Here is a 24,536-nt window from a genome sequence, read left to right as displayed (position 1 = left end):
AACAGAAATTATTGAGACGACAATGCTGAATATTCAGAATCTGAACACGGTGTATCTCGACAGTCACGGCGTGAAAGTCGCGGGTATTGAAAATGTGAGTTTCGAGGTCCCTGAAGGCAAGCTGTTCACGCTGCTGGGCCCGAGCGGCTGCGGTAAATCCACTACCCTGCGCTCGATCGCGGGTCTTGAAAAACCCGATGGCGGAAGAATCACCGCGGACGGCGTGACCGTCTTCGACGCAGATCGCAAGACCTTCGTGCCGCCGAGCAAACGTCAGTTTGGTATGGTGTTTCAGTCGTACGCCATCTGGCCGCACATGACCGTTTTCAAGAATTGCAGCTTTCCGCTTGAAGTCGGCAAGAAGAAATTCACGAAACAGCAGATTGGCGACAAGGTAATGCGCGCGCTCACGGCAGTCGGCCTCGATCATGCAGCAGATCGCGATGCAACGAAGATGTCCGGCGGTCAGCAGCAACGTTTGGCGCTCGCCCGCGCGATCGTCATGGAGCCGAAACTGCTCCTGCTCGATGAGCCGCTGTCGAATCTCGACGCAAAGCTGCGTGACAAGATGCGTTTCGAACTGAAGCGCCTGCAACGTGAGCTGAACGTCACGACGATCTACGTGACGCACGACCAGGAAGAAGCGCTCGCGATGTCGCACGAAATCGCGATCATGAAGGACGGCCGCATCGTCCAGAAGGCGCGGCCTCGCAATATCTATGAACAGCCGGCTAACCGGTTTGTGGCGGATTTCATCGGCACGACGAGCTTTGTCGATGGCACTGTCCGAGACAGGGACGGTCAGAAGTTGACCATTAATTCGACCATCGGCCCGATCACGGTGGCCCACAGTGACGGCATGACTGTCGGTGCAAAAGCCGTGGTGTCGTTGCGCCCGGAGAACCTGGAAATCTTCGATAGCAAGCCGACGATCGAGCATGGCAATGTGTTCGAAGGTACCGTCTATTCCAAAGTATTCCTTGGCGAAACGCTTGATTTGCAGATCAAGGTCGGTGAACAGATTTTGCTCGCACGTGCGCATCCGTCGCATCGTGAACCGGTCGGCGCGAAAATCTGGGTCACCATTGATCCAGCCCGCTGCGTCGCGTTGAACCCGCAGTAAATTCGCTGTACCAACAAGGAGGCACTATGTCTGAAGCAAACATCGACACGAACACGATGTATGAGGAAGATCAGCGCGCTGAAGAATCGCATCACAGCACCGCTGGCAATGTGAAAAATCGCGTATTCGTGCGTGGCATCGAAGGCGCGTACAGCCTGAACACGGAACTGGAGCGTCTGCGTTCCGTTCCGCGCGTGCGCAAAGGTAAAGAAATCAAGTTCAGCAAGGGACCGCAGACCTTCAGCCGCCACTATGTGCAGCCGAAGAACGGAATCACGCAGACGTTCCACATCCACCTCGAAGAATACTCGCCGGGCGGTCACTCGCAGAAGCACGGCCACGTGAACGAAGCCGCGTTCTACATCCTCGACGGCATCGGTTACGAAGTGCACGACGGCATCCGCTACGACTGGGAAGCCGGCGACATCGCGATCGTGCACAACAATTGCGTGCACCAGCACTTCAACCGCAGCCTCGACAAGCCCGCGCGTGCGCTCGTCATCAAGACGAAGCCGATGTTCATGTTCATGAACATGCTGTTCCAGAAGACTGTCGAACCTCGCCCTGACGAGCCGTCGCCGACCGGTGCTGGTTTCGTCGCACGCATGGAAGAAACTGATTTCAATCATCCGGAAGGAGGCTACTGAGCATGGCATGGACCGAATCTGGAAACTGGCTGGCAGGCGAAGAAAATTGCGCGCTTTACAAGGGCCTGCTGGAAAATGCTGAACAGGCCTCGGAGCGTAACGCCAAGCGCGCAAAGATCGTGCGACCTGAGAACATGCCGTGGGAAATGGCGCCTCAAGGCCTGCTCAAGCACCTGCTGAACGAAGGCATGAACACGCGCATGGAGACGGTCGACGCGTACATGCAGATCATTCCGCCGGGCAGCAAGTCGGGCAAGCACCGTCACCTGGCAGAAGAGTGCCTGTACGTGCTCGAAGGCCGCGGCTATGACTTGCACCAGGACTACGATGTCGAAATCGTAGATCAGTACGCGTGGAAGCCGGTCGGTGAACTCAAGCGCTTCGAGTGGGAAGCCGGCGACGTAATCTATATTCCGCCTGGCACCGCGCACCAGCATTTCAACGCAGACCCGGATCGCCCCGTGCGCCTGATTTCCGCGATCAACCGCATTTTCTGGAAGAGCGGCCTCAACGACCTGCAACAACTCGAAGACGCGCCGGAATACGATCCGACCGTGACGCTCACGGCCGAGAAGATTCGCGAGTACCTGAAGAACACGGCAACCGTCTAAGGAACGCCTGAATCAGTTAGCTTGTGCTTCCGCGAGCTATCTTGTTGTGTACGCAACCCGCATTGAATGGAGAAGTAAATGAGCAAGAACGCAGTTGTTTCCGAGGACATGGCGAAGAAATTCGCTAGCGAGAAGGAAACGGCGTATACGCGCTGGATTGCCCAGCAGGGCCTGGACATCATCGACGGTCACTATATCCAGGACTTGCGTACGGTTGACCTGAAGGATTGGGCGCGTCGTGGAGGCAAGGGCGTCTACATCAACCATGAAGCGTCTCGCACGTCGAACGACTGCTACGTCTGCGAAATTCCGCCGGGCAAATCGCTCGCACCGCAGCGCCAGTTGTTCGAAGAAATGATCTACGTCCTGAGCGGCCGGGGATCGACTACCGTTCGCAACGAAGCAGGCGCGGAAGTCACGTTCGAATGGCAAGCCGGTGCCCTCTTCGCCATCCCGCTGAACTGCTGGCACACGCACTACAACACCTCTGGCAAGGACGCCGCGCGTTTTGTCGCGGTCACGAACGGCCCTCCCACGATCAACGCGCTCGAAGACATCGATTTCATCTTCGGCACAGCGTACGATTTCAAGAACCGCTTTAACGGCGAGCCCGACTACTTTGCGAATGGCGGCGAACAGAAGGGTCTGCTGATGGACACGAATTTCGTCGCTGACGCGGTGAACCTGCCGCTGATCAGCGCCGCTGAACGTGGTGCCGGCGGCGGTCATATCCGCTTCAGCATGGCGCGCGGTTCGCAGAACAGCCACATTTCGCAATTCCCGACCTCGACGTACAAGAAGGCACACTCGCACGGCCCTGGTGCGCACGTCATCATCATGAGCGGCTCGGGCTACTCGATGATGTGGCGTGAAGGCGAAGAGCCGAAGCGTTACGACTGGCAAGCCGGTTCGCTGATCACGCCTGCCAACGGCGAGTTCCACCAGCACTTCAACACGAACCCGAATCCGTCGCGTTACCTCGCGCTCAAGCACGAAGTCGTATCGCAGCGCAATTCGCAAGGCGTGCCGAAGGCGTGGATTTCGCGGCGCATCGGCGGTTGCCAGATCGACTACGCGGACGAAAATCCGGTCATCCGTTCGACCTTCTCGTCGGAACTGGAAAAGATCAACCTTGCGATGCAGATGGATGGCGCGTACGCGAAGGAACTGGAAACGCTGCCGCCGCTCGCAGCTTGAATCCCGGCCGCTGATCCGTTAATCCGGTACAGCTGAAGGTGCGGGGTACATCAGGCCGATGTGCCCTGCCAAAGTAAACATATCGGAGACTCTTGATGAAGAGGAATTTCCGCCTCGCAGCAATTGCTGGGCTTCTCGGTGCCGCGCTGACGTTCATGGGCTCCGGTCCCGCTTTCGCGGCCGGTTATGTATCGAGCGAATCTGTCGCGCAATACAACGGCGCAGATCGCATGCAAAAACTGGTCGCTGGGGCGAAGCAGGAAGGCAAGCTGACGGTATATGCGTCGCTACCGCCTGATGATTTCAATCCGGTAGTGCAGGCCTTCGAAAAGAAATACGGCGTGCACGTGACTGTCTGGCGTTCGAGCGCATCGGGCATTCTGCAACGCGCCATTTCGGAAGGCCGTGCCGGTCGCTACGAAGCGGACGTGTTCGAAACCAACGGCCCGCAGCTTGAAGCGATGTACCGCGAAAAACTGTTGCAGCCGATCAATTCGCCGGTTCTGAAATCGCTGATTCCCCAAGCTGTTCAGGACAACAACGCGTGGACGGCTACGCGTCTGAACGTGTTCACCGTCGCGTACAACACGAACCTGATCAAAAAGGCAGACCTGCCGAAGACGTACAAGGACCTGCTCGACCCGAAATGGAAAGGCAAGCTCGGCGTGGAAGGCCAGGATTCGATCCCGTGGTTCGCGGACACGGTTCAAGATCTCGGCGGTCAACCGGGTATCGATCTGTTCAAGCAAATCGTTGCAAAAAACGGCGTATCCGTGCGTCGCGGCCATACGCTGCTGGCGAATCTGGTCGCCTCGGGTGACGTGCCGATAGCTTTCGGCATCTATAACTACAAGGTCCAGTCCATGAAGGAGGCCGGTGCGCCCATCGACTGGTTTTCGATCGGACCGGCTATCACCCAGCCGAACGGCGTCGGTGTCGCGCGTATGCTCAGGCATCCGAATGCGGCTGTGCTGTTTTATGATTTCCTGCTGACCGAAGGTCAAGCCATGTATGCCGATCACGATATGGCTGTGACGAACACGACGGTCAAGCGAAAGCTGCCGGACGTGGCGATGCAGATCATTTCTAACAAGGACATTATCGACAACCAGGCAAAAAACCAAACGCTTTTCGATACCGTATTCAACGGCATGAATTGATCCTCGATAAGAATGAGGTGCGCCTGATTCCCGCACTTCTTCTTCCTCGTCGACCAAAGGCATCACTATTATCAGGACTGCTTTCCACACGGCCAGTTTTCGTCCGCGTGGAATCTTATTCCGGTTGTTCAGTTGACACGGGATAGGCAGTGCACGCGGTGTCGCATTCAAACCGCGTTTGTGCTAAATCACGAAGCATGGCGCTTGTAGTTAGGTATACATATTATTTAGATAGAACGAACCAGAGGCGTTCCTGCATGTAAACTATAAGCATTGGCCGATTCACGCTGACTGTTTATTAAACCAATATCGGAGACTCATGAATAAAAAAATTCTCGCGTTGATGGCTTTCCCTTCTCTTGCAAGTGTTGCAAGCGTTGCCCATGCACAAAGTGCGGTTACGTTGTACGGCATCGTGAACGAAGGGATCAACTACATCAGCAATCAGAGCGGTGGCTCCGTGGTTGGGCTCGTAAAAGGGCAAACCAATGGTAGTCGCTGGGGTTTTCGCGGTACGGAAGATCTTGGCGGCGGCCTGAAAGCCATCTTCGACCTGGAGAACGGTTTCGACGCTTCTGCTGGCACGCTCTCGCAAGGCGGTCGTCTTTTTGGCCGCTCGGCGTGGATGGGTCTGCAAACGCCATATGGCCGACTCACAATGGGACGGCAATACGACGCGATGCATGATGACGTGGGCGAGCGCCTGTCAGCAACGGGCATCTGGGCGTGGATCGGGAGCCACCAGGGCGATTTCGATAACTTGAACGCGAATTTCCGGTTCGACAATTCGATTCGCTATATCTCGCCTACGTTCGCGGGTTTCAAATTTGATGGTCTATTCGCGCCGGGCGGGACGCCGGGTAACTTTGGCACGAGTCGCCGGTATCAACTGGCTATGAGCTACGCTTCGGGCCCTATCCTCGGCGCGATTGCATACGAGAATATCAACAACCCTGCCGTGTCGGTCTACGATAGCCCGGTAGGACCCACTGATCCGACGTTCAAGTCGCCGGGTAAATCGCCTTCATTCAGTGGCTTTCTGTCCGCGAATACACAGGCGATCTTCGCGGCAGGTATTGGCTACCGGTTCGGTACCGGCGGTCAGGTTAGCTTTGTCTACACACGCACGATCTTCAGCGACATGCTGAAGACCTCTACAACGCCTAATACCGGCTCGGCTACGCTCAGCAGCTATGAAGGCAACATCCGCTATCGCATCGTGCCGACGTTGATGGTCGCTGCTGCCTACGACTATACGACAGTGCGTGCGCCCGGTAGGGCGGCACACTATAATCAGGTCATCTTTGGTCCGGATTACTTCCTGTCCAAGGCCACTGATATCCAGCTTAGCGGGATCTGGCAGAACGCTACAGGTATCGATTCGACCGGCAAGGCGGCGGTCGCAACAATCGGATCGCTCGGTGCGTCGACCACACCGACCCAGATCGCAGTGAAGCTCCTGCTGCGGCATCGCTTCTAAGCAGCGGCGCCGGGGGGGCGCATCAAGAGCGAACCCCCGCGCCTTTTTGAACGAAATCTGATGAACGAAACTCTTCACTCAAACACCTTCAAGGCTGCAGTTGCGGTTGAACCGTCCCGCACGGAAATCCAGACGTTTGATCGACCCGCAACTACTGCCTTGACCGGGTTGCTGCGCGTCGCAATCACGGGTGTGTGGGGCAGCGGTGGTCCGTACTACAGGGCGCTGCCACAAAGCCGGGGCCCGCTGATTCCTGGGCATGAGACGGTCGGTCATATCGAGGAAGCCGGCGAACTGGCAAAAGCACGATGGGGTCTCAAGGAAGGTGATTACGTAGCGCTCGAAGAGTATGTGCCGTGCGGTCACCGCGAGTATTGTCTGTCGAACGAATTCCGCCTGTGCAACGCGACAGACTGGCGTCTGAACGGCCTGCGTTACGGTGCGACGGGTCTGCGTACGGCCCCCTCTTTCTGGGGAGGTTTCGGTCAGTACCAATATCTGCAACTGAACACCGTATTTCATTGCGTGCCGTCCAGCGTCGCACCGAAATACGCAGCGCTCGCCCTGCCTCTGGGCAACGGTATCGAATGGGCTTATCTGCAAGGCGGCGCTGGTCCAGGGCAGGCGGTTGTGATCCAGGGTCCAGGACAACAGGGCTTGTCCTGTGTTGTCGCCGCGCGTGAAGCAGGTGCGAAAAAATTATCGTCACCGGCCTTTCGACTGAAACGGACCGGCAGCGACTCGAACTTGCAAAAAGACTCGGTGCCGATCATACGATCAAGGCCGATCAGGAAGACGTGCTTGAATGCGTCGCCAGTCTCACGGGAGGTGCGATGGCTGACCTCGTGATTGACTGTGAGTCGGGCGGACCGGGAGCCGTGGTTTCCGCTGTCCAGCTTGCACGCAAACGCGGAACGGCTGTGCTCGGTGGGCAGAAACGTGTGCCCATTCCGGAATTCGACAGTAACATGATCATCGCGCGCTTTCTCACGGTGAAGGGCATGCGCGGTCACAGTTACCAGTCCGTTGAACTTGCATTGCAACTCATCACCGCAAACCGTCACGACGTCACGCAGATAAGTCCGCACACGTTCAGTCTCGATGAAACGGACCTGGCGTTGCGCACTTTGCAGAACGAAGGTGTCAGCGGTGCGATCCACATGACGATCGATCCGTGGAAGTAAGCCATGCCCGATTACCAGACCCCCTCCGAAGTACGTTACAGAATTCAGGCTCCAAATTCTTCCCCTCGTCGTATTCGTGTGATCGCACTGACGGATAACGATCCGGAAGTCGCAAACTGCCGCACATATGCCGATGTAGAATTTTCGATGGCGAGCGATTTCTCAGCACTTTTGCAATGCTCGGATGTAGGCGCTGACCTGAACCGCGATGCGTTAAACGAATGGCTCGGTATGCCTGATACCGTCGTTATCTCGGGCCGTGAAGGTGACGATGCTCAAGCGATTGCGGTCGCAGCAAAGACGTATCGCATGAATGGCGTCACCGTTTCCGTCGTGATCAGCCCTTGCGGGAAGAAGTCGAACAGCACCGCCGATTTGCTGCGCCCTTACAGCACGATGATGGTTCTTCCGACGAAGGCCGGTTATCTGGACGATCTGCTTTCCGCACTCGGCGCGTAGCAAGGAGAATATTTTGAAACGCGACATTAATCGATGGTGGACGGTATTCGGCGGCGCGGTCTGCGTTTCTGTCGGTGCAGGTGTGTTGTCGGCATTCATGTTCGGCATGTTTATCAAGGCGATCGCTGCGGAGAATCACTGGAGCCGCGCACAGGTTTCGCTCGGCTTGACTGTCTTCGAATTTTCGATGGGGCCGGGAACAATCCTTCTTGGATCACTTATCGACAAAATGGGGGTGCGTCGTCCTACCCTGCTATTCCTGATCCTCTTTGCGGCGTCCACGGCGCTCGTTGGTGTGTTGCCGGCGTCTCCATGGGTTTTCGCACTGGCATTCGTTGCGGTCGGTCTGTTCGCGCCCAGCACGAACGCGCTGCCTTATGCGAAAGTAATCTGTGCCCGCTTCGACCGTCAGCGTGGTCTGGCACTGGGTTTGATGGTCGGCGGTACGGCAGTAGGCGCGATGTTCATGCCGCACTATGCGGGTTACCTGCTGAAGCACTTCGGCTGGCGTGCTGGTTATTTCGGCGTCGCAGCGTTGATGGCCATGTTTTCCGTTCCCTCGCTCTACTTCCTCGTCAAAATGCCGCCAGGCGTAGACGAAGAGCTTGTGCGTAAAGCGCATGAAGCGAGACGCGAACTGCCATCGCTCTGGGCACTATTCCTCAGGGATCGCACGTTCCGTTTACTTGGCCTTTCGATCTTCTGTGTGTCCGGTGTGCTGCTCGCGTTGCTTTCGCAGCTTGTACCGATGATGACCGATCGCGGCGAAACGGTAACGGCTGCTGCAACGATGCTATCGATCGCCGGTCTTACATCAGCGCTCGGCCGTCTGTTCACTGGCTGGTTGATGGATCGAGTTCACGCGCCCTATTGCGCCGCGATGTCGTTCGCGCTGACGCTTATCGGTGTGCTCATTCTCGCATCGGGTGCAACCTCTTATACGGCAATGACTGCTGCTGCACTGATCGGCGTTTCAATCGGCGCGGAAGCGGACATCATTACGTTCATCGTAAGCCGCTACTTTGACCTACGCCTGTTTGGCCGCGTAAGTGGTGCGATGTGGATGGCGTGGGGATGGGGTGCCGGCATCATGATCTTCGCATCTGGACTATCGTTCGACCTCACACACTCCTACACGATCGCCCTCTGGACGTTCTCGGGCTTTGTTTCGATCGCCGTAGTCTCGATCATGCGCCTCGGGCCATACGTGTATCCGGAACAACGTGACCCCAAGCGTGCCGCACTCGCGGCGGGCGCCTCAGCGTGATCCCTGTCACTTCCCTTGGCGTTTTTTGGGGTGCCCTTGGCCCCCAGTTTTATTCTGGATACGCAGGACGCTAAATCTCGCGACCTAATTCCATTTACGAACGGTTTCGAACCGGATCCGTTCCACCTGACGCATCGTCATCTTTCCCGATCATGACGTTGTGGTCCACGGGAATGAACACATTTCTCGGTGTCGTATTACTTTTCCAATCATTGTTCCTACGCGACGATCAGCAAGACGATTCGCACTACGGATCATTCCGCCCGTTCGAAGCGTGGTTAACCCGAAAAACAACCAATCTTGATTGACAGTAATATTATTCGCGAGTAGATTTTCCTCATGTATTGCAAATGGTTCATCGGTCCGTATAGAGGAACTGAAGTTCGATGAATAAGAATCGCGAACGGAGACGATTAACTCGCGGCAGAGGATTGAACCTGGATAAAAGTCGGAACATAAAAGATATTGTGCTGCAGGAGAATTTTTTCAGGAATGCACTCTGGATGATCATTATCTGGTTGATCGCGCAATTATTATCCGTAGCAGCAAACGCCCAGCATGTACCCCCGCAACTTATATGGGTGCAGAACGCGAACAATCTCTGGTCGATGGTACGGCAACGGCGTATCCGCGGTTGGTACTTCAGGTCAAGACGGGCGCCGCTGCCTATCCGTTCGGACGCGACATGTCAGGGGGTACGATTAGTTCCGAGATACTAGCAACCCGGGCACGGCATGAGACAGGCAGCCGCGATGCTCGGCAAGTGGCGCCGATTCCGAACGTGAGCTTTAAAACGGCTTCATTCACGCGAGGCCGTCTTAATGACCCGATTGCGTCGCGCCTTGCGCATCCGCTCCCTAGGAATCTGCTGCGTTCTTTTGCTGCTCGAGTACTGCCTCTGCTTGCTCCAGATTCTCCGGATAGCTGTCCTCGGCCACGCCGGGGTTGTAGCCCGCCGCTTCCAGTTGTTCAAGTTCCTTGATCACCTGGGCGCGCGTGACGGACTCGGCCGCATGCGACAACATCGGAACGAGGATAACAGCAGCGCAAATAGCATTGATCAGGAGTTTCATGATCGTACCTCTGGGGTGTGAACATCGGACTTGTCAGATCGGCACAGATCCATTATAGGCACATCATAGGGAAACCACTAATTTACACATAGTGGGATTCAAAGCTTCTCGAATTGACTCAGCCCGTTTCTAAATTCGGGCAGGGATTTTCCGGCGTCAGAACGGAAACCTTGGGGAAATGTGGGAATGATTAAAGCGATCGCAGACGCGTGAAATCATGCAGACCGAATTGATGCGGTTTTGGGAATCAAGGCCACAAAACCGTGCTGCTCGTCACGCACCGGATTGATGAAGCTGTGTTCATGTCGGATCGTATCTTCGTGTTCGCACGTCGTCCGGGCCGCATCCAGGAAGTCATGGATATCGATCTGCGGCGTCCACGTCCATTTTCGATCATGCGTACGCCAAAATTCACCGAATTTGTTGATCAAATCTGCCGCGTGATCGAGACGACGTGCGCGAATCAGTGATGCACGGGCACGCGTAAACTACAGCCCAGAATGCTGCCACATTCGGGTCGTTTAAGCATGGAGACAGGATGACTACCCGACGTACCATATTGAAAGCCAGTTTGGGCCTCGCATCGAGCGCGGCCTTCGTACCGTTCCATGCCAGATCGGCCGAGGAAACTTTGCCGAATCTTGCACTGGCAGACTACACCGGATCGGATCGCGCCGCCCGCATTCTCGCAGCGGCAAAAAAAGAAGGGCAAGTGAATTTTTACACGACGATCGCAAAATCCGACCTCGAACCATTGTTGAATCCATTCGAGAAAAAATACGGTGTGAAGGTCAACACCTGGCGCGCAGGGGATGAGCAAGTCGTGCAACGCGCCGTTTCAGAAGCGCGAGCCGGTCGTTATATGTCCGATAATGTGCATGTCGGCTCGTCATTCCTGGATAATCTGCGACAAGAGAACCTGTTGCAGCCTGTCGTCTCGCCCATCATGTTCGCAGACCTGATTCCAGGATCCGTGCCGGAACATCGCATGTGGGCGTCTACGCTCCTGTCTGTCTGGGTTCAGTCCTACAACACGAATGCCATCAAGAAAGAAGACCTCCCCTCGTCCTTTGACGATCTGCTGTTGCCGAAATGGAAAGGCAAACTCGGCATTGAGTCAAAGAGCTCTGACTGGTTTGCGACTATCTGTCAGCAGATGGGCACCGAGAAAGGCGTCGCATTCTTCAAGGAATTGATTGCCACTAATGGTGTATCTGTCCGCAACGGCAACTCATTGCTGAACAATATGGTTGCCTCAGGCGAAGTGCCGCTTGCGCTTGAGACGTACAACTATATGCCTATGCAGGCGAAGCGTAAAAATGCGCCTATCGACTGGTTCCTGTTGCAGCCAGCGGTGGCGCGGGCGAATGGCATTGCTCTGCTCAAACATGCACCGCATCCGGCCGCGGGTATCTTGCTCTATGATTACATGCTCTCACTGGACGCTCAAAAAATTCTGGCGAATATGGACTATGTCCCGACGCACCGGAATATCCCGTCACCTTTCCAGAATAGCCAGATGACGCCTGTCAATCCTGCGATGTCAGCGGCCGAGCGCAATAAATGGAACGACCTCTTTAACCACCTGTTTCTGGGTTAGACCCATTCCTGAAACAAAAGAGCTGCCCAGATTCAGAGCAGCCTTTTCACTTTTCGCGGGATTGCGTCATGCTGCTGGATTGGGACGCACCGGCAGTATCCGAACCGTACGCGGTGTTAGCTTCGTTCTGTTGCGCCACGATAGTCTGCGCGTGCTTCAGGTTCTGCGGGTAGTTGTTAACATCGACAGGGTTGTAGCCCGCACCTTCCAGCTGAATCAATTCCGCGCGTACCTGCGTGTGCGTAAGCGGCTCTGCAGCGTGCGACAGCACCGGAGCGATAAGGGCAACCGCGAAGGCAATATTGATGTGCAATTTCATGTGAGATTCCTGTAGTGGTTCGTAGGTTGCGCACCAGGGCAACCCGTGAAAACCATTATAAGGGTTTTTACTTACAGTAGTGTTACTTATGAGGGAATTGCGTTCCCGCATACGGAACAGCTATGGCGACCTGCTGTCACACAGGGTTGGTATAGATAATTGCGATCGGTTTTAGGCCTGCGGGTGCAAATAGGCCCGTCGGATCGGCTAAAGTGGCGATCCAACCAATCTGGTGGCCGGTGACGAGCAAGAAGAAAGGTCTGGTGGGGGTGTTCGATGGTCGGCATTTTGATCGAGAAATCATCGTTCTCTGTGTGCGCTGGTATCTTCGCTACAAGCTCAGCCTGCGCGATCTTGTCGAGATGATGCCGAGCGGGGTTTGTCCCTGGCGCATAAGACGATCATGCGCTGGGTAAAGGTTTTTACGCCGGAGTTCGTCAAGCGCTGGACCCGTTTCGCAACCCCTGCGGGACAGTCGTGGCGTGTTGACGAGACCTATCTGAAGTTTCGCGGCAAGTGGGTCTATCTCTACCGCGTGGTAGATCGGGCAACTCGAAGGCTTACGCCTTTCCCTTGTGGATATGGTGCGGTGACAACATTGCTTCGTTCTACGTCATCGGCCTTTCCGGCCACTCGAACCGCCCCCCCCGCCATGCCACTTCTGAATGACCGGTCCCTGAGAAATCGAGTAGGCACTTTCGACCCACAACGGTCCCTCAGCCTTCTCGATAACGGCCGCTCGCCAACCCTTTCACTATATAGACCGTTTCAGTTATGACGACTCGTGCGGACTATGTCCACGACGGAAAGCTCCGCTCTCCCGAGCGCGCGAGACAACTCGGTCAGCCAGACGCGAGTGTTGCTCTGGTAAAGCCCCAGGTAGCGTACATCGGGCATTTTACTTTCCTCACTTCTCGCCTGTCTCTTCTCCGCCCACCTGTTCCCTGACGACTCTCGCCATCACGCGCGAGCGTTCGGTTTCCAGCACGGTATTGGCATCGACACGTCCGAACAGGTCGAGGAGTGGCGCGACGAGACCCGTCCATCCCGTCTGGTGACTGGCCCCGAGGCCCGCGCCATTGTCACCGTGGAAGTACTCGTAAAACAGGATCAGGTCGCGCCAGTGCCGATCGTTCTGAAACTTTTCCGTTCCTCCATAGACCGGCCGTTTGCCATCGGCATCGCGCAGGAACGTACCGGTCAGGCGACGGACAATCTCCTGCGCCACTTCGAAGAGCGTCATGTGCCGCCCGGAGCCGGTCGGGCATTCGACCTTGAAATCATCGCCGAAAAAACTGTAAAGGTTCACCAGCGCGCGGATGATCAATAAGTTGACCGGCATCCACACCGGACCGCGCCAGTTGGAGTTACCGCCGAACATGCCGGTATTCGACTCGGCCGGCAGGTACTGCACCTTGTACTCCTGTCCGCCGATGTGGAGCACAAACGGATGTTCGAGGTGATAGCGGGAAAGCGAACGAATGCCGTGCGGCCCGAGGAACTCGTTCTCGTCGAGCATGTAACCGAGCACGCGCTCGAGCTTGCGCTTGTTGAGGATCGACAACAGCCTGCGCTCCCTGTGGCCGATGAAGCCCCCGTCAGTCGGCGCCACATGGGCAACCAGTTCGGGGTAGCGCTTGCGAAACTGCGTGATCAGCTCCATCAGCCTTGGATAGTGAGTGACAGCACTCGCTTCGAACACCGACGACGCGCACAGCGGCAACAGCCCCACCATCGACCTTACCTTCAGACGCATCGTCTGGCCGTCGGGGAGTCGCAGCAGATCGTAGAAAAAGCCGTCCTCCTCATCCCACATCTCGTCCTGATTCACGCCGATGCGATCCATCGCATACGCAATCCACATGAAATGCTGGACGAACTTGAAAGCGACCTCCTCGTAGATCGGATCGTACTCGGTCAGAATCAGCGCCATCTCCAGCATGCACTGGCAATAGAATGCCATCCACGCAGTCCCGTCGGCCTGCTCCAGCGATCCGCCGGTCGGAAGCTGCGCGCTGCGGTCGAATACACCGATGTTATCCAGACCCAGAAAGCCGCCGGCGAAGACGTTGCGCCCCGCGGGATCCTTGCGATTGATCCACCAGTTGAAATTGAGCATCAACCCCTGAAACGAGCGTTCGAGGAAGCGCGGGTCAGCCCGGCCCAGTTCTTTCTCAAACTTGTAAAGCCAGAGCGTGGCTGCGGCATGCACGGGCGGATTCACGTCGCTGAAGTTCCACTCGTAGGCGGGGATCTGCCCGCTTGGATGGAAGTACAGGGTGCGCAGCATCAACAGCAGTTGCTCCTTGGCGAAATCGAAATCGACCAATGCCAGCGAGATCGTATGGAAGGCCAGGTCCCACGCTGCATACCACGGGTACTCCCACTTGTCCGGCATGGAAATCACGTCGGCATTCAACATGTGGAACCACTCCGTGTTGCGCACGTCGTGACGGGCAGCCTCGAGCAACGGATGGCTGCGATGCTCGCGCAGCCAGCGTTCGAGATCGAAGTAGTAGTACTGCTTGCCCCACAGCATTCCCGCCAACGCCTGACGGTGCACCCGCCGCTGATCCTCGGTCAGCGAACCGGGAGCAATCCGCTCGTAGAACTCGTCAGCGTCGGCAATACGGCTGTCAAATATCTCCTCAAAGTCGCCGAAGACATTGTCCAGCTGGGTTGCTGTCAGGCGCAGGCGAATGGTCGTGCTGCCGCCGCCAGTTACATCGCAGAGGTAATGGGCGGCAGCCTTGGTTCCTGTTCTCGCGGGATTCACCGCGTCGCCCTGGCCCGCAACGACGTAGGTATGGAACGCATCCTTGACGTAGGGCGACGCGTTAGGTTGATTCCACAGATGCTGCGCATTGCTCTCATTTTCGGTGAAGAGCGTCTCTGGAGCGCCATCGTAATGCAACCAATACTCGCCTAGCTCATGGTGCGCAGCCAGAATGGCTCCAGGACCCGCATCGCGCAGCGAGGGCTTGCGATCGTCGTCACCCCACGACCATGTATTGCGGAACCATAGTGTCGGCAGGAGCCGTAGCCGTGCCGCTTCCGGTCCACGGTTGTGCACGCAAATCCGCACAAGAATGTCTTCCGGGCCTGCCTTGGCGTATTCCACGAACACGTCGAAATACCGGTCATCAGCAAACACGCCCGTGTCGAGCAGTTCGTACTCGAACTCCTCCCGTGATCGCGTCCGGTTGGTCTCCACCAGGTCGCGATACGGATATTCTCGCTGCGGATACTTGTAGAGGTACTTCATGTAGGAGTGGGTGGGTGTGCTGTCGAGGTAAAAGTAATACTCCTTGACATCCTCGCCATGGTTGCCTTCGCTGTTGGTGAGGCCGAACAGGCGCTCCTTCAAAATCGGGTCGCGCTCGTTCCACAACGCTAGCGCAAAGCACAGCCGTTGCTTGTCGTCGCATAGTCCGCCGAGTCCGTCTTCGCCCCACTTGTAGGCGCGTGAGCGCGCCTGGTCATGGGTGAAGTAGTTCCATGCGTCGCCATTTTCGCTGTAGTCCTCCCGGACCGTCCCCCACTGACGCTCACTGAGATAGGGCCCCCACTTCTTCCATTGAACCTGAGCCTCGCGCGCGTCGTTCAAACGCTTTTGTTCCGCTACGTCCACGATGACGGGGCACATGCTTTTCCTCCGTTACGGCTGAATGAACTCGACTCGGCGCAACGCGGACGGCCGTGTTACGCGCGGGAAGACGTACTTCAATTTCGACGTCGACGGCAAGTAAGGACACGCGGTTTGACCGCAGGGCGCAACACGCGTGTCAAGCATCCAATGAATTCACGCTCGCGCTTGCCAGTACGTGAACACAAACCCTCCTGCGTTCGCTTCGAGAAGGCACGCGCCGTGTGCGCTTTGCGTGAAAAGATTCCTGCGCTCCTTTGGCGAGTCGCCTGCAACTCAATGGCTCATGCACTAGTCACCGTTACACAGTAGATTATCCGACTGAAGGCGAGGCGGTTCCGGATTCCGCCTCTGCTTGCTGCGAACGTCGCCTTTCGAGAAAGCTGACAGGCCCTTCCGGGTCGACTCGTGCCGGTTGTCGGCAAGCACGCTCTGCAAAAGCCATTGTTCTTCTGCGCTAGACTGAGGACTACGCACAACCTTTCAAGATTGTTACATGCGATACGGGATAGAAGATACTGCGGAAATCACGCGTCGGCTTCTGTTCGTTTTCACGGAGCTGCCGCGACCCGACATAGCTGCAGGTTTGGATCGCTATCTTTGGAGGCATGCCCGCTTTGGATTCGCAAAGCAGCTTGCCGACGCATTGGGCGACGTGCGGTCGGGTTCAGCCGGCCACTTTCTGTATTACTAAAAGAGCGGCCTCCTGTTCGCGCACGTGGAGTTTGGTTATCACCGGTTACTCCTCGCACACTTGTGCGCGCTGCACAAAACGGATTTTTCCCGCGAACAGTTGAAATGGAACCTGCATTAGTTTCACTACGCGGGCCCAATCAAACAGCTTTCTGACGACTTCGTAGACGAAGGGTATGGACTATTTCTCTCGACCTGCCCGAACGGAAAGCGCTCCTTGCGCTTTTCTTCAGCGTCCGCGATGAAGTCGGAGAGTTCGCACTCCAAGGCTGAGTCTTTGGCGCCCGGCCTCCACCTCGCGGTTCCGTGCCGCCGGCGCGCGGCCCGAGCAAGTGCTAGCGCTGCCATCGCAGCCTTCGCACATTCGTATTCGACCTGACCACAAAGGTCGATTGGCTCGCCGAATTCGCGAAACGCTTCCATATACTCCCGAGTGGCGTGCACTGTCGCCGGATACTCACGGAGCTCGGAGATAACCTTGCGACTCAAGACATGCCACTGAAGCCTGTCCGGGTAGGCAAAGGCGGGAATGGAAACGCCTTTACTCGCTTCGCGGCGCATATAGCCGTCTGGCTCCGCTGCTGCCCAGGTGGCCTTATGCATCATTGTCCGGCAGGTTCGGGCGTAGCTTTCCAGCGATAACGCTAGTTCCAGTGCAGTGTCGCGTCGCTGACGCTTGCGCTCCCTGGCATCCCTCGCTGAAATCCAGGTGAGCGTTATGACAGAACCGACTGCCGCTGATGTCAACGCCAAAGTCACCGGAGCGTTCCAGTCGATTCGCTGGAGATAATCAATCCATTCCTGCCGCATACGTTGCGCCTCGGAGAAAGAGGTGCCGAGAGTATAAGCAATCGTTTGCGCAGTAATCAGAGCGAAATTGGCGTTGTGTGTTTTCCCGACAATCGATTCAGTACGGCGGCGAGTATCTTGACAAATGTGCTGATCCAGGGCAGCAGCCGGACCAGAAGTTGGGGAGGCGTGCAAGATATTCAGGGCCGCTTCGCTTCGCAAGTAGACAGGGTCTGTCGGTCATGCCAACACCGTTCCCTCGCTCAATCGGCAAGCTTCGGCCAGAAACTGGATGCGCCGCCGTAGGTCGATGGTGATCGATTGGAACCAGTGAAGGATAAGGATAGGTCGGGGAGAAAAGGGTAACGCCAGATCCAGGATGCGAGCGCCGCGCATTGAACGCCTAAACTGTTTCAACGCATGGACAGGGGGAAACTCGTGACGCGATTCGCTGAAGGCGATGTCGAAACGGGCCGGACGTCGAGTATGGAACGTTGAGCCGAACATCCGGATTCGCCATAGCCAAACGCGAGGGAGGCGCGGTCGCTAGTGTCCATCGGATCGCGCGGCTTCGGAACCACCAGGAGGAGCGGCTGTGAAGAAAGAGCAACAGGTTGCACTTGTGACGAATGCGTCGGACTATGCCGGCCCGCCTGCCGTAGCAGCACTGCTGGATGCAGGATTCCGCGTGCTTGCCCACGATGATTCCTTCGTGGACGACATCGCGTGGGGGCACTTTTCGAACGCGAATGGCAGTGTCGAGCGTTTGAGCGGCAAAAGTGTTGAGCTGCTGGTCGAAGCCGCATGGGCCGTCACTGGGCGGGTTGATGCCATTGTCAGTAACGACCACTTTCCCGCTATCCATCGGCCCACTGTGGATGCATCACTGGACGACCTGCGGCAGACGCTAGAAAAGCTGGTGGTCAGTCCTTTCGCTTTGGTAAAGGCGGCAATCCCGCGTATGAGGCATCAGGGCGGCGGGAATCTCGTATTCGTGACATCGTGCCGGACAAAGCTGCCAATGCACGGAGGCGCCATTCCTGATGCCGCGAGGGATGCCGCGAATGCATTGGTTCGATCGCTTGCGGTCGAACTTGCGCCACTTAACATTGCCGTCAACGCAGTGGCACCGAACTTCCTGTACAGCGAGGCTTATTATCCGCGCGCCGTCTTCATAGACGGGCCGGAAGGCCGTGACTATGTCAAATCTTCGGTACCAGCGGGTCGCCTAGGCCGGCCGGAAGAGATCGGCGAACTGATCTGCTTCCTCGCATCGACACAGTCCCGGTTCCTGACCGGTGCAGTAATTGACTTTTCCGGCGGGTGGCCTGCGGCTGCGACGAGGCCCGGAACGACAGATCATTGAAAGCAATTTTGCACAGAGTGCGGCCGATCGCCGACAGGCAGCGACCGGCCAACGGTCGTTCATGGTCGTTTGGCGAACGTCTGTTGATGAGCAAAGAGTCGCCCGTCGGCGAAGCGGCGGCGACTCGCGATTCGTCAGGCGAGCCAGCTTCGTTTCGAAGCGATGTGTGCGGCAACTGTGACTTCGATGGCCATTTCGGCCGATTGCTCCGACAAATCCATATGGCTTGGCGCTGCCGAAATAGAATCTAATGAGGAAAGGGATTCGTTCAATCCTGCATCGACCTTCATGAGCCGCTGCTGAATCCATTTTTCTCAAACACGACGGGAGGTGTCGCTGCTTCATTGACATGCCGACGGAAGATGTCCGGACGCGAGTAGTGACCCACGACGTCAAAATCATATTTCGCCCGGGCAAGGTTGTTGAGGTCCAGACCGGCCACGAGCAATGCATCCTGATCAAAGATTGGGCCGGCAACGAGTTCGCCAAGCGGGCCGTCATGAGCCGCAAAATGCAGAAGTTCGCGGACTTACTCCACGGGAGGAAAGGTGGTCGCGTTTGGTCGTCCGATTGATTACAAGCGCAACATACGATTGATGACCGACTTGCATCTGGGGCACCATCATCCCCATCAAAGGCAGCGGGGCGCGGGGGCGTCCCGATGTTCGAAGCGGTGGCAAATGCGGTTAGAATGCGATCGGCCCACGGTTTGCGCACGAGCGATGCCTTTGGGTCTGACGCGAACCGAAGGCCCCAAAAAAATGGAACGACAGACTGACTCTCGTCCTCCCCGCCCGACAGATGCCGGCGCCGGACAGCCTGCACCGGCTCACCTTGGTGACATGCTTGATAGCCTGAGTGACGGATTCATGTCGATAGACAGATCCTGGCGTTTCACCTATCTCAACCATACAGCTGAACGATACCTGCAGCAGGAGCGACAGAGCCTGCTAGGACGCGACATATGGCAGTGTTACCCGGACCTAGTAGACTCCGGCTACTATCGCGTCTATCAGCAGACGGCGGCAACTGGACTTCCCGGTCGGCACACTGACTATTACGCACCGCTCGGCACGTGGTTTGAGGCTCGCTCATTTGCCCACGACGATGGCATTACGGTACTCTTCCGCGACGTCACGCGCGAACACGAGCACGCGACGCAGTTGGAATTTGAAGCCAGTCACGACTATCTGACTGGTTTGGCCAACCGGCGCAAGTGCATGGAAGCGCTATCACGTGCGATCGCTGAGACTGCTTCACCACGCTTTACGCGTGGTGCTTCCCTAGCGGTGCTGTTTATTGACCTGGACCATTTCAAGGAGGTCAACGACGCGTTCGGTCATGCTGTCGGCGATGAGCTGCTCCGGGGCTTTGCGAAAAGGCTACTCGCAATTCTCGAACCTGCTTTTTTCGCCGCGCGCGTAGGAGGCGACGAGTTTGTTCTGTTGTTACGTAATACTACCGAAAGCGCGGCAGAAGCTTTCGCGCATGCGGTGCTCAGCGAGCTCGCAATGCCATTCGAAGCGTGCGGAAGATCCGTCTCCCTGTCGGCAAGCATTGGCATCGCGCTACTGAGAGAAACACCGGAATCAGTCGAGGCGTTGCTGAGTCATGCCGACACGGCTATGTACGCAGCGAAGTCATCTGGCCGGTTTCAGGTGTGCACGTACGATGGAGCACTCGACCGGGGCATGCGTGACCGCCTTGCTTTGCGCATGGATCTTCGTGAGGCGTTTGCGGCGAACCAGTTCGAGCTTCATTTCCAGCCTCAAATAGCACTCGCGGACGGCTCCCCAATCGGTGTTGAGGCGCTTCTTCGCTGGCGTCATCCTGAACGAGGTTTGCTCACGCCGTACGCATTCCTGGATGTATTACTTGAGTCCCCATATGAAGGCGCCCTCGTCGAATGGCTGCTCAATGCAGTTTGCCAGCATATCGGTGCATGGCGACGGCTGGGTGTATCCGTACCACGGATCAGTCTCAATCTGTCGGCTCGGCAACTTCTCGGTGTGGGACTTACAGATAGGATTCTCCATATCGCGAGGGCATACGACGTCTCCCCCGCAATGCTCGATATTGAAGTCACGGAGGACTCTCTAGTGAGTGATATCGAAAAGGCAACGTCCGTTCTTGCCGCGCTGAAGCAAGCCGGCATATCCACATCGCTGGACGACTTCGGATCTGGATACTCCAGTCTCGCCTATCTGCTCCGGCTGCCTGTCGACACGCTGAAGATCGACAAGTCGTTTGTTCGAGCGCTGGTCGATTCAGAGAAGGCGTCGGCGGTCATCCGGGGCATTGTCGGTCTCGCTCGTTCACTGGGAATGAAAACTGTCGCGGAAGGCGTTGAGTGCCAACGCCAGGCCGCAGAGTTGAAGGAAGCCGGATGCGATTCCATTCAGGGTTATCTAATCAGCCGCCCGCTTGACTCGGAGGCCTTTGCGGAATTCATGCTGCGTTTGTGATAGCGCCAAACGGAAATGATGTTCACCGCTGGCGGCGCGGTGATCGTTTCGCAGTTGGGCGCGCATGCGTGATTAAGCCATCGTGCGCTGTTGCCACCGCGGCTGCCGTCAATGACGCGCCCGTCCGACAGACCAAACAGGAACGTGTGTCCCTTGATGCCTGCACGCCGGTGTCGGCGCACGGCATCGCGCCACGCGGCGATTTCACCTTTGTACTCGAGCACGCGCTCGCCTGCTGCAAGCGGCCTCACTGCGAACACGCCCTCGCCGTGGATTGATGATCGCCGGACGATCACACGCCTAATACCGTTACCTAAACTGATATGCACGCCAGTGTACAAAAAGCATCAATCCACATCCGCACCGACGCGATGCATTGCGTGCATGCGGGCGGCGGCTCCGGTACTGGAATGAAGCTGGAAGTTCAGGTTGTCGCAACCAGCCTGAGGATGGCGGCGCGACCAACCGGGGAAGGTGCCCAACTAGAAGAGCTGGGCGCCGAGTTCGCGCAGGCTGTTCCATTTGACGGTGCTGACAAAGGTCCTGCCCGTCGTATCAAGAGACTCGATCATCGCGCGCTGTCCGCACGCTTCGGCGATCACGCGCACGATACGCGTGCGGTAGCGCAGCAGCGCACCGATCGGTGGACATAGCGTGTCCCGCCTGAGCCGCAATCGTTTCTTTTCCATACGGCTATCTATAGAGACATGCAGCGAATCGCGGGGGCCGCGGTACATCGCGGCATCTCGCACTGATGCTACCAGGCCGACTGGCCGAGGTCCAGGTCTTGCCCGATCACTCCATGCCGTTGCTGCCTCCAACACCTGTAGCGGCTACCCTGCCGACAGCCGCGCCGTCGGCAGAAAACCGGCCGACTGCTTGCGTCCGGTCTCAGGCGCCGTTCACTGCGTCCTTGAACGCCTTGCCCGCCGTGAACTTCACCGTCTTCGCGGCAGGGATCTGGATCTCGGCGCCGGTGGCCGGATTGCGGCCGACCCGCGCGGCACGCGCACCGGTGGAAAACGAACCGAAGCCAATCAGTTGTACCGTGCCGCCCTTCGTCACTTCGCCGGTGATGGCCGCGATTACCGCGTCAATCGCCTCGCCCGTCGCGGCTTTGCTGTCTCCGGTCTTCGCGGCGACTGCATCTACCAGTTGCTGCTTGTTCATGGTTTTGTCCCTGTTCTGGTTGTGAGGATGGCGTCACCCTACCGAATGACGCACGTCCGCGCAACCGGCACGCAACGGCGCTGCCGCCGTCTCGCCGGGACAAACCAGCCGACGGAGCCCCACGATCCGTAGTGCCCCGCGAGAAACTTTGCACGTGCAAAGTTCGGCGCCCCGCCGCAAGGTCAACGGCGATGGTGCCGTTCTTGGACTCCGCGGACGGCCTGGCGTCAACGTCGCATAGGCGATCGCGCCGTGGCCGCCGGTTCCCGGCCCCTGATGCACGCTCCCGCGTCCGCGCGACTCCAGCCACCACCGGCCTCCCGCTCCGATCGCCCGTCACGAGCCGCGCAGTCATGCCGGCCCCCGTGCCGGCGGCGCCCCCACCCGAAACACGGGCCAGTGTCCGTCAGTGAAAGGGATGAAAACGCCGACTTTCATGCCCTTCAGACGGGATCGGGGAAATGTCCGCAAGTGAAGGTGTAGCTAGCCATACGTATCCACCCCTTCAATTCCCCGCTGGCTCTGGACGGCAGCGCGGCATCCATTCCGGCGCTTTTTTTGATCGTCTGGTGATAAGTCGCATTATTTCCGTTGACGCTGAGAACGTCACTTTCACCCCTCCTGCACCGCCCTTCGGCCCTGCCGGACGGCAAAAAATTGGCCGACCGCCCCAACGGGACGGCCGGCCTGAACACGCGCCGAAAGTCGGGAAGCGCCCTTACTTCCGGAGCAGCAACCTTGAAGCACGAGACTCCGTATCACAATTCCTGCCAGCGAAAACAACACCTGGCACTCTGCGTTTCGCGTAAACGCGGAATATCTGGTTGGCGGCCTCCGCCATTCTGGCGGAAGCTTCAGGTCGCGACGGGCCGACACTAATTGACCCCGCCAGAACCGGGATCAGGTCTTGCTGCGCAGTTCGTGCACGGGAGACCATCATGCTCAAATTTTTCGGCATTCTGGCGCTGGCAGCGGCCGTCTCGGGATGTGTTGCTGCCCCGCCGTACGGTTACAGCGATCCTACGTATGGTCCTGGCTATTACGCGCCGGGCCCCAGCATAGGCGTGGGCGTGGGAGGCGGCAGCCTCGGCGGTGGGGTCGGCGTCGGCATAGGTGTTGGGTTCTGAGCAACCGCGCGCGAACTGCCGCCGCCTGCCCGGCCCCCCCTCTCTTCCGCGATCCCGCGGACGTCGTCGCAGCACGCCAATAACGCACAGCGGGTGGGCATCTTACCGTGGCAACGTCACGCGCCAGCGTGCCGGCGGTCACCGCGAGCCGCTCCGACCATTCCATCTTCGTCGGATCGATGCAGCCAGATACCAGGCCCCGGCGCGCCGTCGCGCCGCAGTTCGCCGGCTTGAACCCGACGCCTCGATGCATTCCCCCCAGGTTCCCACGTGATCACTGCCTTCGTCGTGTCCGCAAATGAAGGGTATGAAAGCCACAAATATCGTACCCTTCATTTGAGGACCGACGATGAAGTTCGATCGATCTGAACGAAATCGGCGAGTGCATCCTCTTACCGTTCGCCAAAGCGACGATACTTGCGGATACGTTGTGCAGCCCTGCTCACTACTCGCAAATCTGATCGCCGAACAGATCCAAGGTCGCGCCATGCTGCTGCGCCGGCAGTGCCCCGCTGCGGACCTGGGCGACCACTTCCTGGGGCAGCCAGGTGTCTTCCATCGCGTCGATGCCCTTCTCAATCAACTGCTTGAGAAAAAACGACTGGCTGCGGCCTGTGGTTTCCGCCAGCAGTCTCAATCGCTGTTCGATTGCCGGCTCGACGCGTACCGCGATGACCTGTGATCTGTTCTCTGACTTCCTTCTCAACCTCTGCTCCTGATTGGATTCGTGCGCCGCAGACCGGCGCATTCGAGCGCTGTTTTACCACAACCGGACGGAAGCGCCGTCGGGTAGAACAGATCGCTACCGGGCAGGGCGCCGTGTCGTTGGAGAAGTAGTCGTCCACCCCCGTTCTCATCCGCGGCATTGGCCAGAGTAAGGCGAGTTACCGTCGATGTGTCCGAGCGGACTCGCACCGACCTTCACCGAGGTGCACGCACGGCGATTCGTAAAGATGCGTTTGCGGGAAACCGACTATAAAACCGTGCTATTGAGATAATCCTTCTTGTCTTCATAGGCGCGTATTTGTTGCAGTTCGTTAATTCCGCTAGTCGTGTCCACAGAGGTGCTAATGGATGTCCACGATTTCCAGGAGCGGACAAAAATTGGGGGAGCCCGCCACTTTGCGCTAATCTCCGCTGACACGCGTGATCCGAGGTGA

General features: G+C 57.4%; 24 protein-coding genes and 2 pseudogenes. 17 read left to right on the top strand and 9 right to left on the bottom strand.

Annotated elements, in window-relative coordinates; genetic code table 11:
* Nucleotides 1-22 precede the first annotated feature (22 nt).
* The 10 genes from PQR27_RS38005 (at nt 23) to PQR27_RS37960 (ending at nt 9,128) form a co-directional block, all read left to right on the top strand.
* Entirely contained in the window at nt 23-1,123 is a 1,101-nt protein-coding gene (locus PQR27_RS38005) for an ABC transporter ATP-binding protein (RefSeq protein WP_408528802.1), read from the top strand.
* 26 nt (nt 1,124-1,149) lie between these two features.
* Nucleotides 1,150-1,770 carry a cupin domain-containing protein gene (locus tag PQR27_RS38000; protein WP_408528801.1) on the top strand — a complete coding sequence of 207 codons (621 nt, stop codon included), beginning with the start codon at nt 1,150-1,152 and terminating at the stop codon, nt 1,768-1,770.
* Between the two features lie 2 nt (nt 1,771-1,772).
* On the top strand, nt 1,773-2,381 hold the full coding sequence (locus PQR27_RS37995; RefSeq protein ID WP_408528800.1) for a cupin domain-containing protein: 609 nt from the start codon (nt 1,773-1,775) through the stop codon (nt 2,379-2,381).
* Nucleotides 2,382-2,459: 78 nt separating this feature from the next.
* A complete protein-coding gene (locus tag PQR27_RS37990; RefSeq protein ID WP_408528799.1) occupies nt 2,460-3,578 on the top strand; it encodes a cupin domain-containing protein in 1,119 nt (372 codons plus the stop codon).
* A 95-nt stretch (nt 3,579-3,673) separates the two neighbouring features.
* Nucleotides 3,674-4,738, top strand: coding sequence for an ABC transporter substrate-binding protein (locus tag PQR27_RS37985; protein ID WP_408528798.1), 1,065 nt, complete (start codon nt 3,674-3,676; stop codon nt 4,736-4,738).
* A gap of 319 nt (nt 4,739-5,057) precedes the next feature.
* A complete protein-coding gene (locus PQR27_RS37980) occupies nt 5,058-6,218 on the top strand; it encodes a porin (RefSeq protein WP_408528797.1) in 1,161 nt (386 codons plus the stop codon).
* A 60-nt stretch (nt 6,219-6,278) separates the two neighbouring features.
* Nucleotides 6,279-7,067 carry an alcohol dehydrogenase catalytic domain-containing protein gene (locus tag PQR27_RS37975; protein ID WP_408528796.1) on the top strand — a complete coding sequence of 263 codons (789 nt, stop codon included), beginning with the start codon at nt 6,279-6,281 and terminating at the stop codon, nt 7,065-7,067.
* Nucleotides 6,995-7,402 carry a zinc-binding dehydrogenase gene (locus tag PQR27_RS37970; RefSeq protein ID WP_408528980.1) on the top strand — a complete coding sequence of 136 codons (408 nt, stop codon included), beginning with the start codon at nt 6,995-6,997 and terminating at the stop codon, nt 7,400-7,402. The genes PQR27_RS37975 and PQR27_RS37970 overlap by 73 nt, the downstream gene beginning before the upstream one ends.
* Before the next feature lie 3 nt (nt 7,403-7,405).
* Nucleotides 7,406-7,861: a hypothetical protein gene (locus PQR27_RS37965; RefSeq protein ID WP_408528795.1), complete on the top strand. Its 456-nt coding sequence runs from the start codon at nt 7,406-7,408 to the stop codon at nt 7,859-7,861.
* Nucleotides 7,862-7,874: 13 nt separating this feature from the next.
* Nucleotides 7,875-9,128 (top strand): MFS transporter, encoded by a 1,254-nt coding sequence (locus PQR27_RS37960; protein ID WP_408528794.1) that lies wholly within the window; start codon nt 7,875-7,877, stop codon nt 9,126-9,128.
* A gap of 857 nt (nt 9,129-9,985) precedes the next feature.
* Here the strand turns inward: PQR27_RS37960 and PQR27_RS37955 are convergent.
* Nucleotides 9,986-10,201 carry a DUF4148 domain-containing protein gene (locus PQR27_RS37955; protein WP_408528793.1) on the bottom strand — a complete coding sequence of 72 codons (216 nt, stop codon included), beginning with the start codon at nt 10,199-10,201 and terminating at the stop codon, nt 9,986-9,988.
* Nucleotides 10,202-10,464: 263 nt separating this feature from the next.
* Here PQR27_RS37955 and PQR27_RS37950 point away from each other — a divergent pair, with 263 nt between their 5' ends.
* Together PQR27_RS37950 and PQR27_RS37945 are read left to right on the top strand one after the other, a co-directional pair.
* A complete protein-coding gene (locus tag PQR27_RS37950) occupies nt 10,465-10,671 on the top strand; it encodes a hypothetical protein (protein WP_408528792.1) in 207 nt (68 codons plus the stop codon).
* Between the two features lie 68 nt (nt 10,672-10,739).
* Entirely contained in the window at nt 10,740-11,801 is a 1,062-nt protein-coding gene (locus PQR27_RS37945; protein ID WP_408528791.1) for an ABC transporter substrate-binding protein, read from the top strand.
* 46 nt (nt 11,802-11,847) lie between these two features.
* Here the strand turns inward: PQR27_RS37945 and PQR27_RS37940 are convergent, their stop codons facing one another.
* On the bottom strand, nt 11,848-12,120 hold the full coding sequence (locus PQR27_RS37940) for a DUF4148 domain-containing protein (RefSeq protein WP_408528790.1): 273 nt from the start codon (nt 12,118-12,120) through the stop codon (nt 11,848-11,850).
* Between the two features lie 239 nt (nt 12,121-12,359).
* On the opposite strand from PQR27_RS37940, the pseudogene PQR27_RS37935 reads away from it, so the two are divergent.
* A pseudogene (locus tag PQR27_RS37935) lies at nt 12,360-12,670 on the top strand (DDE-type integrase/transposase/recombinase); the annotation flags it as partial.
* Nucleotides 12,671-13,027: 357 nt separating this feature from the next.
* Here PQR27_RS37935 and PQR27_RS37930 read toward each other — a convergent pair.
* Both PQR27_RS37930 and PQR27_RS37925 read right to left on the bottom strand, forming a co-directional pair.
* Entirely contained in the window at nt 13,028-15,766 is a 2,739-nt protein-coding gene (locus PQR27_RS37930) for an MGH1-like glycoside hydrolase domain-containing protein (RefSeq protein WP_408528789.1), read from the bottom strand.
* A gap of 819 nt (nt 15,767-16,585) precedes the next feature.
* Nucleotides 16,586-17,443 (bottom strand): hypothetical protein, encoded by an 858-nt coding sequence (locus PQR27_RS37925; RefSeq protein WP_408528788.1) that lies wholly within the window; start codon nt 17,441-17,443, stop codon nt 16,586-16,588.
* 400 nt (nt 17,444-17,843) lie between these two features.
* On the opposite strand from PQR27_RS37925, the gene PQR27_RS37920 reads away from it, so the two are divergent.
* Nucleotides 17,844-18,614: an SDR family oxidoreductase gene (locus PQR27_RS37920; RefSeq protein WP_408528787.1), complete on the top strand. Its 771-nt coding sequence runs from the start codon at nt 17,844-17,846 to the stop codon at nt 18,612-18,614.
* A gap of 134 nt (nt 18,615-18,748) precedes the next feature.
* Here the strand turns inward: PQR27_RS37920 and PQR27_RS37915 are convergent, their stop codons facing one another.
* Nucleotides 18,749-18,904, bottom strand: a complete 156-nt coding sequence (locus PQR27_RS37915; RefSeq protein ID WP_408528786.1) for a hypothetical protein — start codon at nt 18,902-18,904, stop codon at nt 18,749-18,751.
* A gap of 89 nt (nt 18,905-18,993) precedes the next feature.
* Between PQR27_RS37915 and PQR27_RS37910 the strand changes: the two genes are divergently transcribed.
* Nucleotides 18,994-19,188, top strand: a complete 195-nt coding sequence (locus PQR27_RS37910; protein ID WP_408528785.1) for a hypothetical protein — start codon at nt 18,994-18,996, stop codon at nt 19,186-19,188.
* A 268-nt stretch (nt 19,189-19,456) separates the two neighbouring features.
* Complete coding sequence (locus PQR27_RS37905; protein ID WP_408528784.1) at nt 19,457-21,079, top strand: sensor domain-containing protein; 1,623 nt, start codon at nt 19,457-19,459, stop codon at nt 21,077-21,079.
* A gap of 41 nt (nt 21,080-21,120) precedes the next feature.
* Here PQR27_RS37905 and PQR27_RS37900 read toward each other — a convergent pair.
* From PQR27_RS37900 to PQR27_RS37890, 3 genes and pseudogenes are all read right to left on the bottom strand, one after another.
* Nucleotides 21,121-21,384 (bottom strand): annotated as a pseudogene (locus PQR27_RS37900) (SET domain-containing protein); the annotation flags it as partial.
* 177 nt (nt 21,385-21,561) lie between these two features.
* Nucleotides 21,562-21,768, bottom strand: coding sequence for a hypothetical protein (locus PQR27_RS37895; protein ID WP_408528783.1), 207 nt, complete (start codon nt 21,766-21,768; stop codon nt 21,562-21,564).
* Between the two features lie 202 nt (nt 21,769-21,970).
* The gene (locus PQR27_RS37890) at nt 21,971-22,249 is read right to left on the bottom strand and encodes an HU family DNA-binding protein (RefSeq protein WP_408528782.1); all 279 of its coding nucleotides are present in this window, start codon (nt 22,247-22,249) and stop codon (nt 21,971-21,973) included.
* 938 nt (nt 22,250-23,187) lie between these two features.
* Between PQR27_RS37890 and PQR27_RS37885 the strand changes: the two genes are divergently transcribed.
* Complete coding sequence (locus tag PQR27_RS37885; RefSeq protein WP_408528781.1) at nt 23,188-23,376, top strand: hypothetical protein; 189 nt, start codon at nt 23,188-23,190, stop codon at nt 23,374-23,376.
* A 445-nt stretch (nt 23,377-23,821) separates the two neighbouring features.
* On the opposite strand, the gene relB is transcribed toward PQR27_RS37885, so the two are convergent.
* Complete coding sequence (relB, locus tag PQR27_RS37880; RefSeq protein ID WP_408528780.1) at nt 23,822-24,082, bottom strand: type II toxin-antitoxin system RelB family antitoxin; 261 nt, start codon at nt 24,080-24,082, stop codon at nt 23,822-23,824.
* Nucleotides 24,083-24,536: the final 454 nt, after the last annotated feature.

The sequence above is a fragment of the Paraburkholderia fungorum genome (assembly GCF_046027215.1).
GTDB lineage: Bacteria > Pseudomonadota > Gammaproteobacteria > Burkholderiales > Burkholderiaceae > Paraburkholderia > Paraburkholderia fungorum_D.
Note: the sequence above shows the minus strand (reverse complement) of the source record. Positions and strands in the feature narration are given on the sequence as shown.

Coding starts and splice junctions, on each gene's coding strand:
- PQR27_RS37890 (WP_408528782.1), bottom strand. CDS start 22,249: ATGAACAAGCAGCAACTGGTAGATGCAGTCGCCGCGAAGACCGGAGAC.
- PQR27_RS37955 (WP_408528793.1), bottom strand. CDS start 10,201: ATGAAACTCCTGATCAATGCTATTTGCGCTGCTGTTATCCTCGTTCCG.
- PQR27_RS37980 (WP_408528797.1), top strand. CDS start 5,058: ATGAATAAAAAAATTCTCGCGTTGATGGCTTTCCCTTCTCTTGCAAGT.
- PQR27_RS37975 (WP_408528796.1), top strand. CDS start 6,279: ATGAACGAAACTCTTCACTCAAACACCTTCAAGGCTGCAGTTGCGGTT.
- PQR27_RS37930 (WP_408528789.1), bottom strand. CDS start 15,766: ATGTGCCCCGTCATCGTGGACGTAGCGGAACAAAAGCGTTTGAACGAC.
- PQR27_RS37945 (WP_408528791.1), top strand. CDS start 10,740: ATGACTACCCGACGTACCATATTGAAAGCCAGTTTGGGCCTCGCATCG.
- PQR27_RS37990 (WP_408528799.1), top strand. CDS start 2,460: ATGAGCAAGAACGCAGTTGTTTCCGAGGACATGGCGAAGAAATTCGCT.
- PQR27_RS37915 (WP_408528786.1), bottom strand. CDS start 18,904: ATGAAGGTCGATGCAGGATTGAACGAATCCCTTTCCTCATTAGATTCT.
- PQR27_RS37965 (WP_408528795.1), top strand. CDS start 7,406: ATGCCCGATTACCAGACCCCCTCCGAAGTACGTTACAGAATTCAGGCT.
- PQR27_RS37985 (WP_408528798.1), top strand. CDS start 3,674: ATGAAGAGGAATTTCCGCCTCGCAGCAATTGCTGGGCTTCTCGGTGCC.
- PQR27_RS37885 (WP_408528781.1), top strand. CDS start 23,188: ATGCTCAAATTTTTCGGCATTCTGGCGCTGGCAGCGGCCGTCTCGGGA.
- PQR27_RS37940 (WP_408528790.1), bottom strand. CDS start 12,120: ATGAAATTGCACATCAATATTGCCTTCGCGGTTGCCCTTATCGCTCCG.
- PQR27_RS37895 (WP_408528783.1), bottom strand. CDS start 21,768: ATGGAAAAGAAACGATTGCGGCTCAGGCGGGACACGCTATGTCCACCG.
- PQR27_RS37995 (WP_408528800.1), top strand. CDS start 1,773: ATGGCATGGACCGAATCTGGAAACTGGCTGGCAGGCGAAGAAAATTGC.
- PQR27_RS38000 (WP_408528801.1), top strand. CDS start 1,150: ATGTCTGAAGCAAACATCGACACGAACACGATGTATGAGGAAGATCAG.
- PQR27_RS38005 (WP_408528802.1), top strand. CDS start 23: ATGCTGAATATTCAGAATCTGAACACGGTGTATCTCGACAGTCACGGC.
- PQR27_RS37905 (WP_408528784.1), top strand. CDS start 19,457: ATGCTTGATAGCCTGAGTGACGGATTCATGTCGATAGACAGATCCTGG.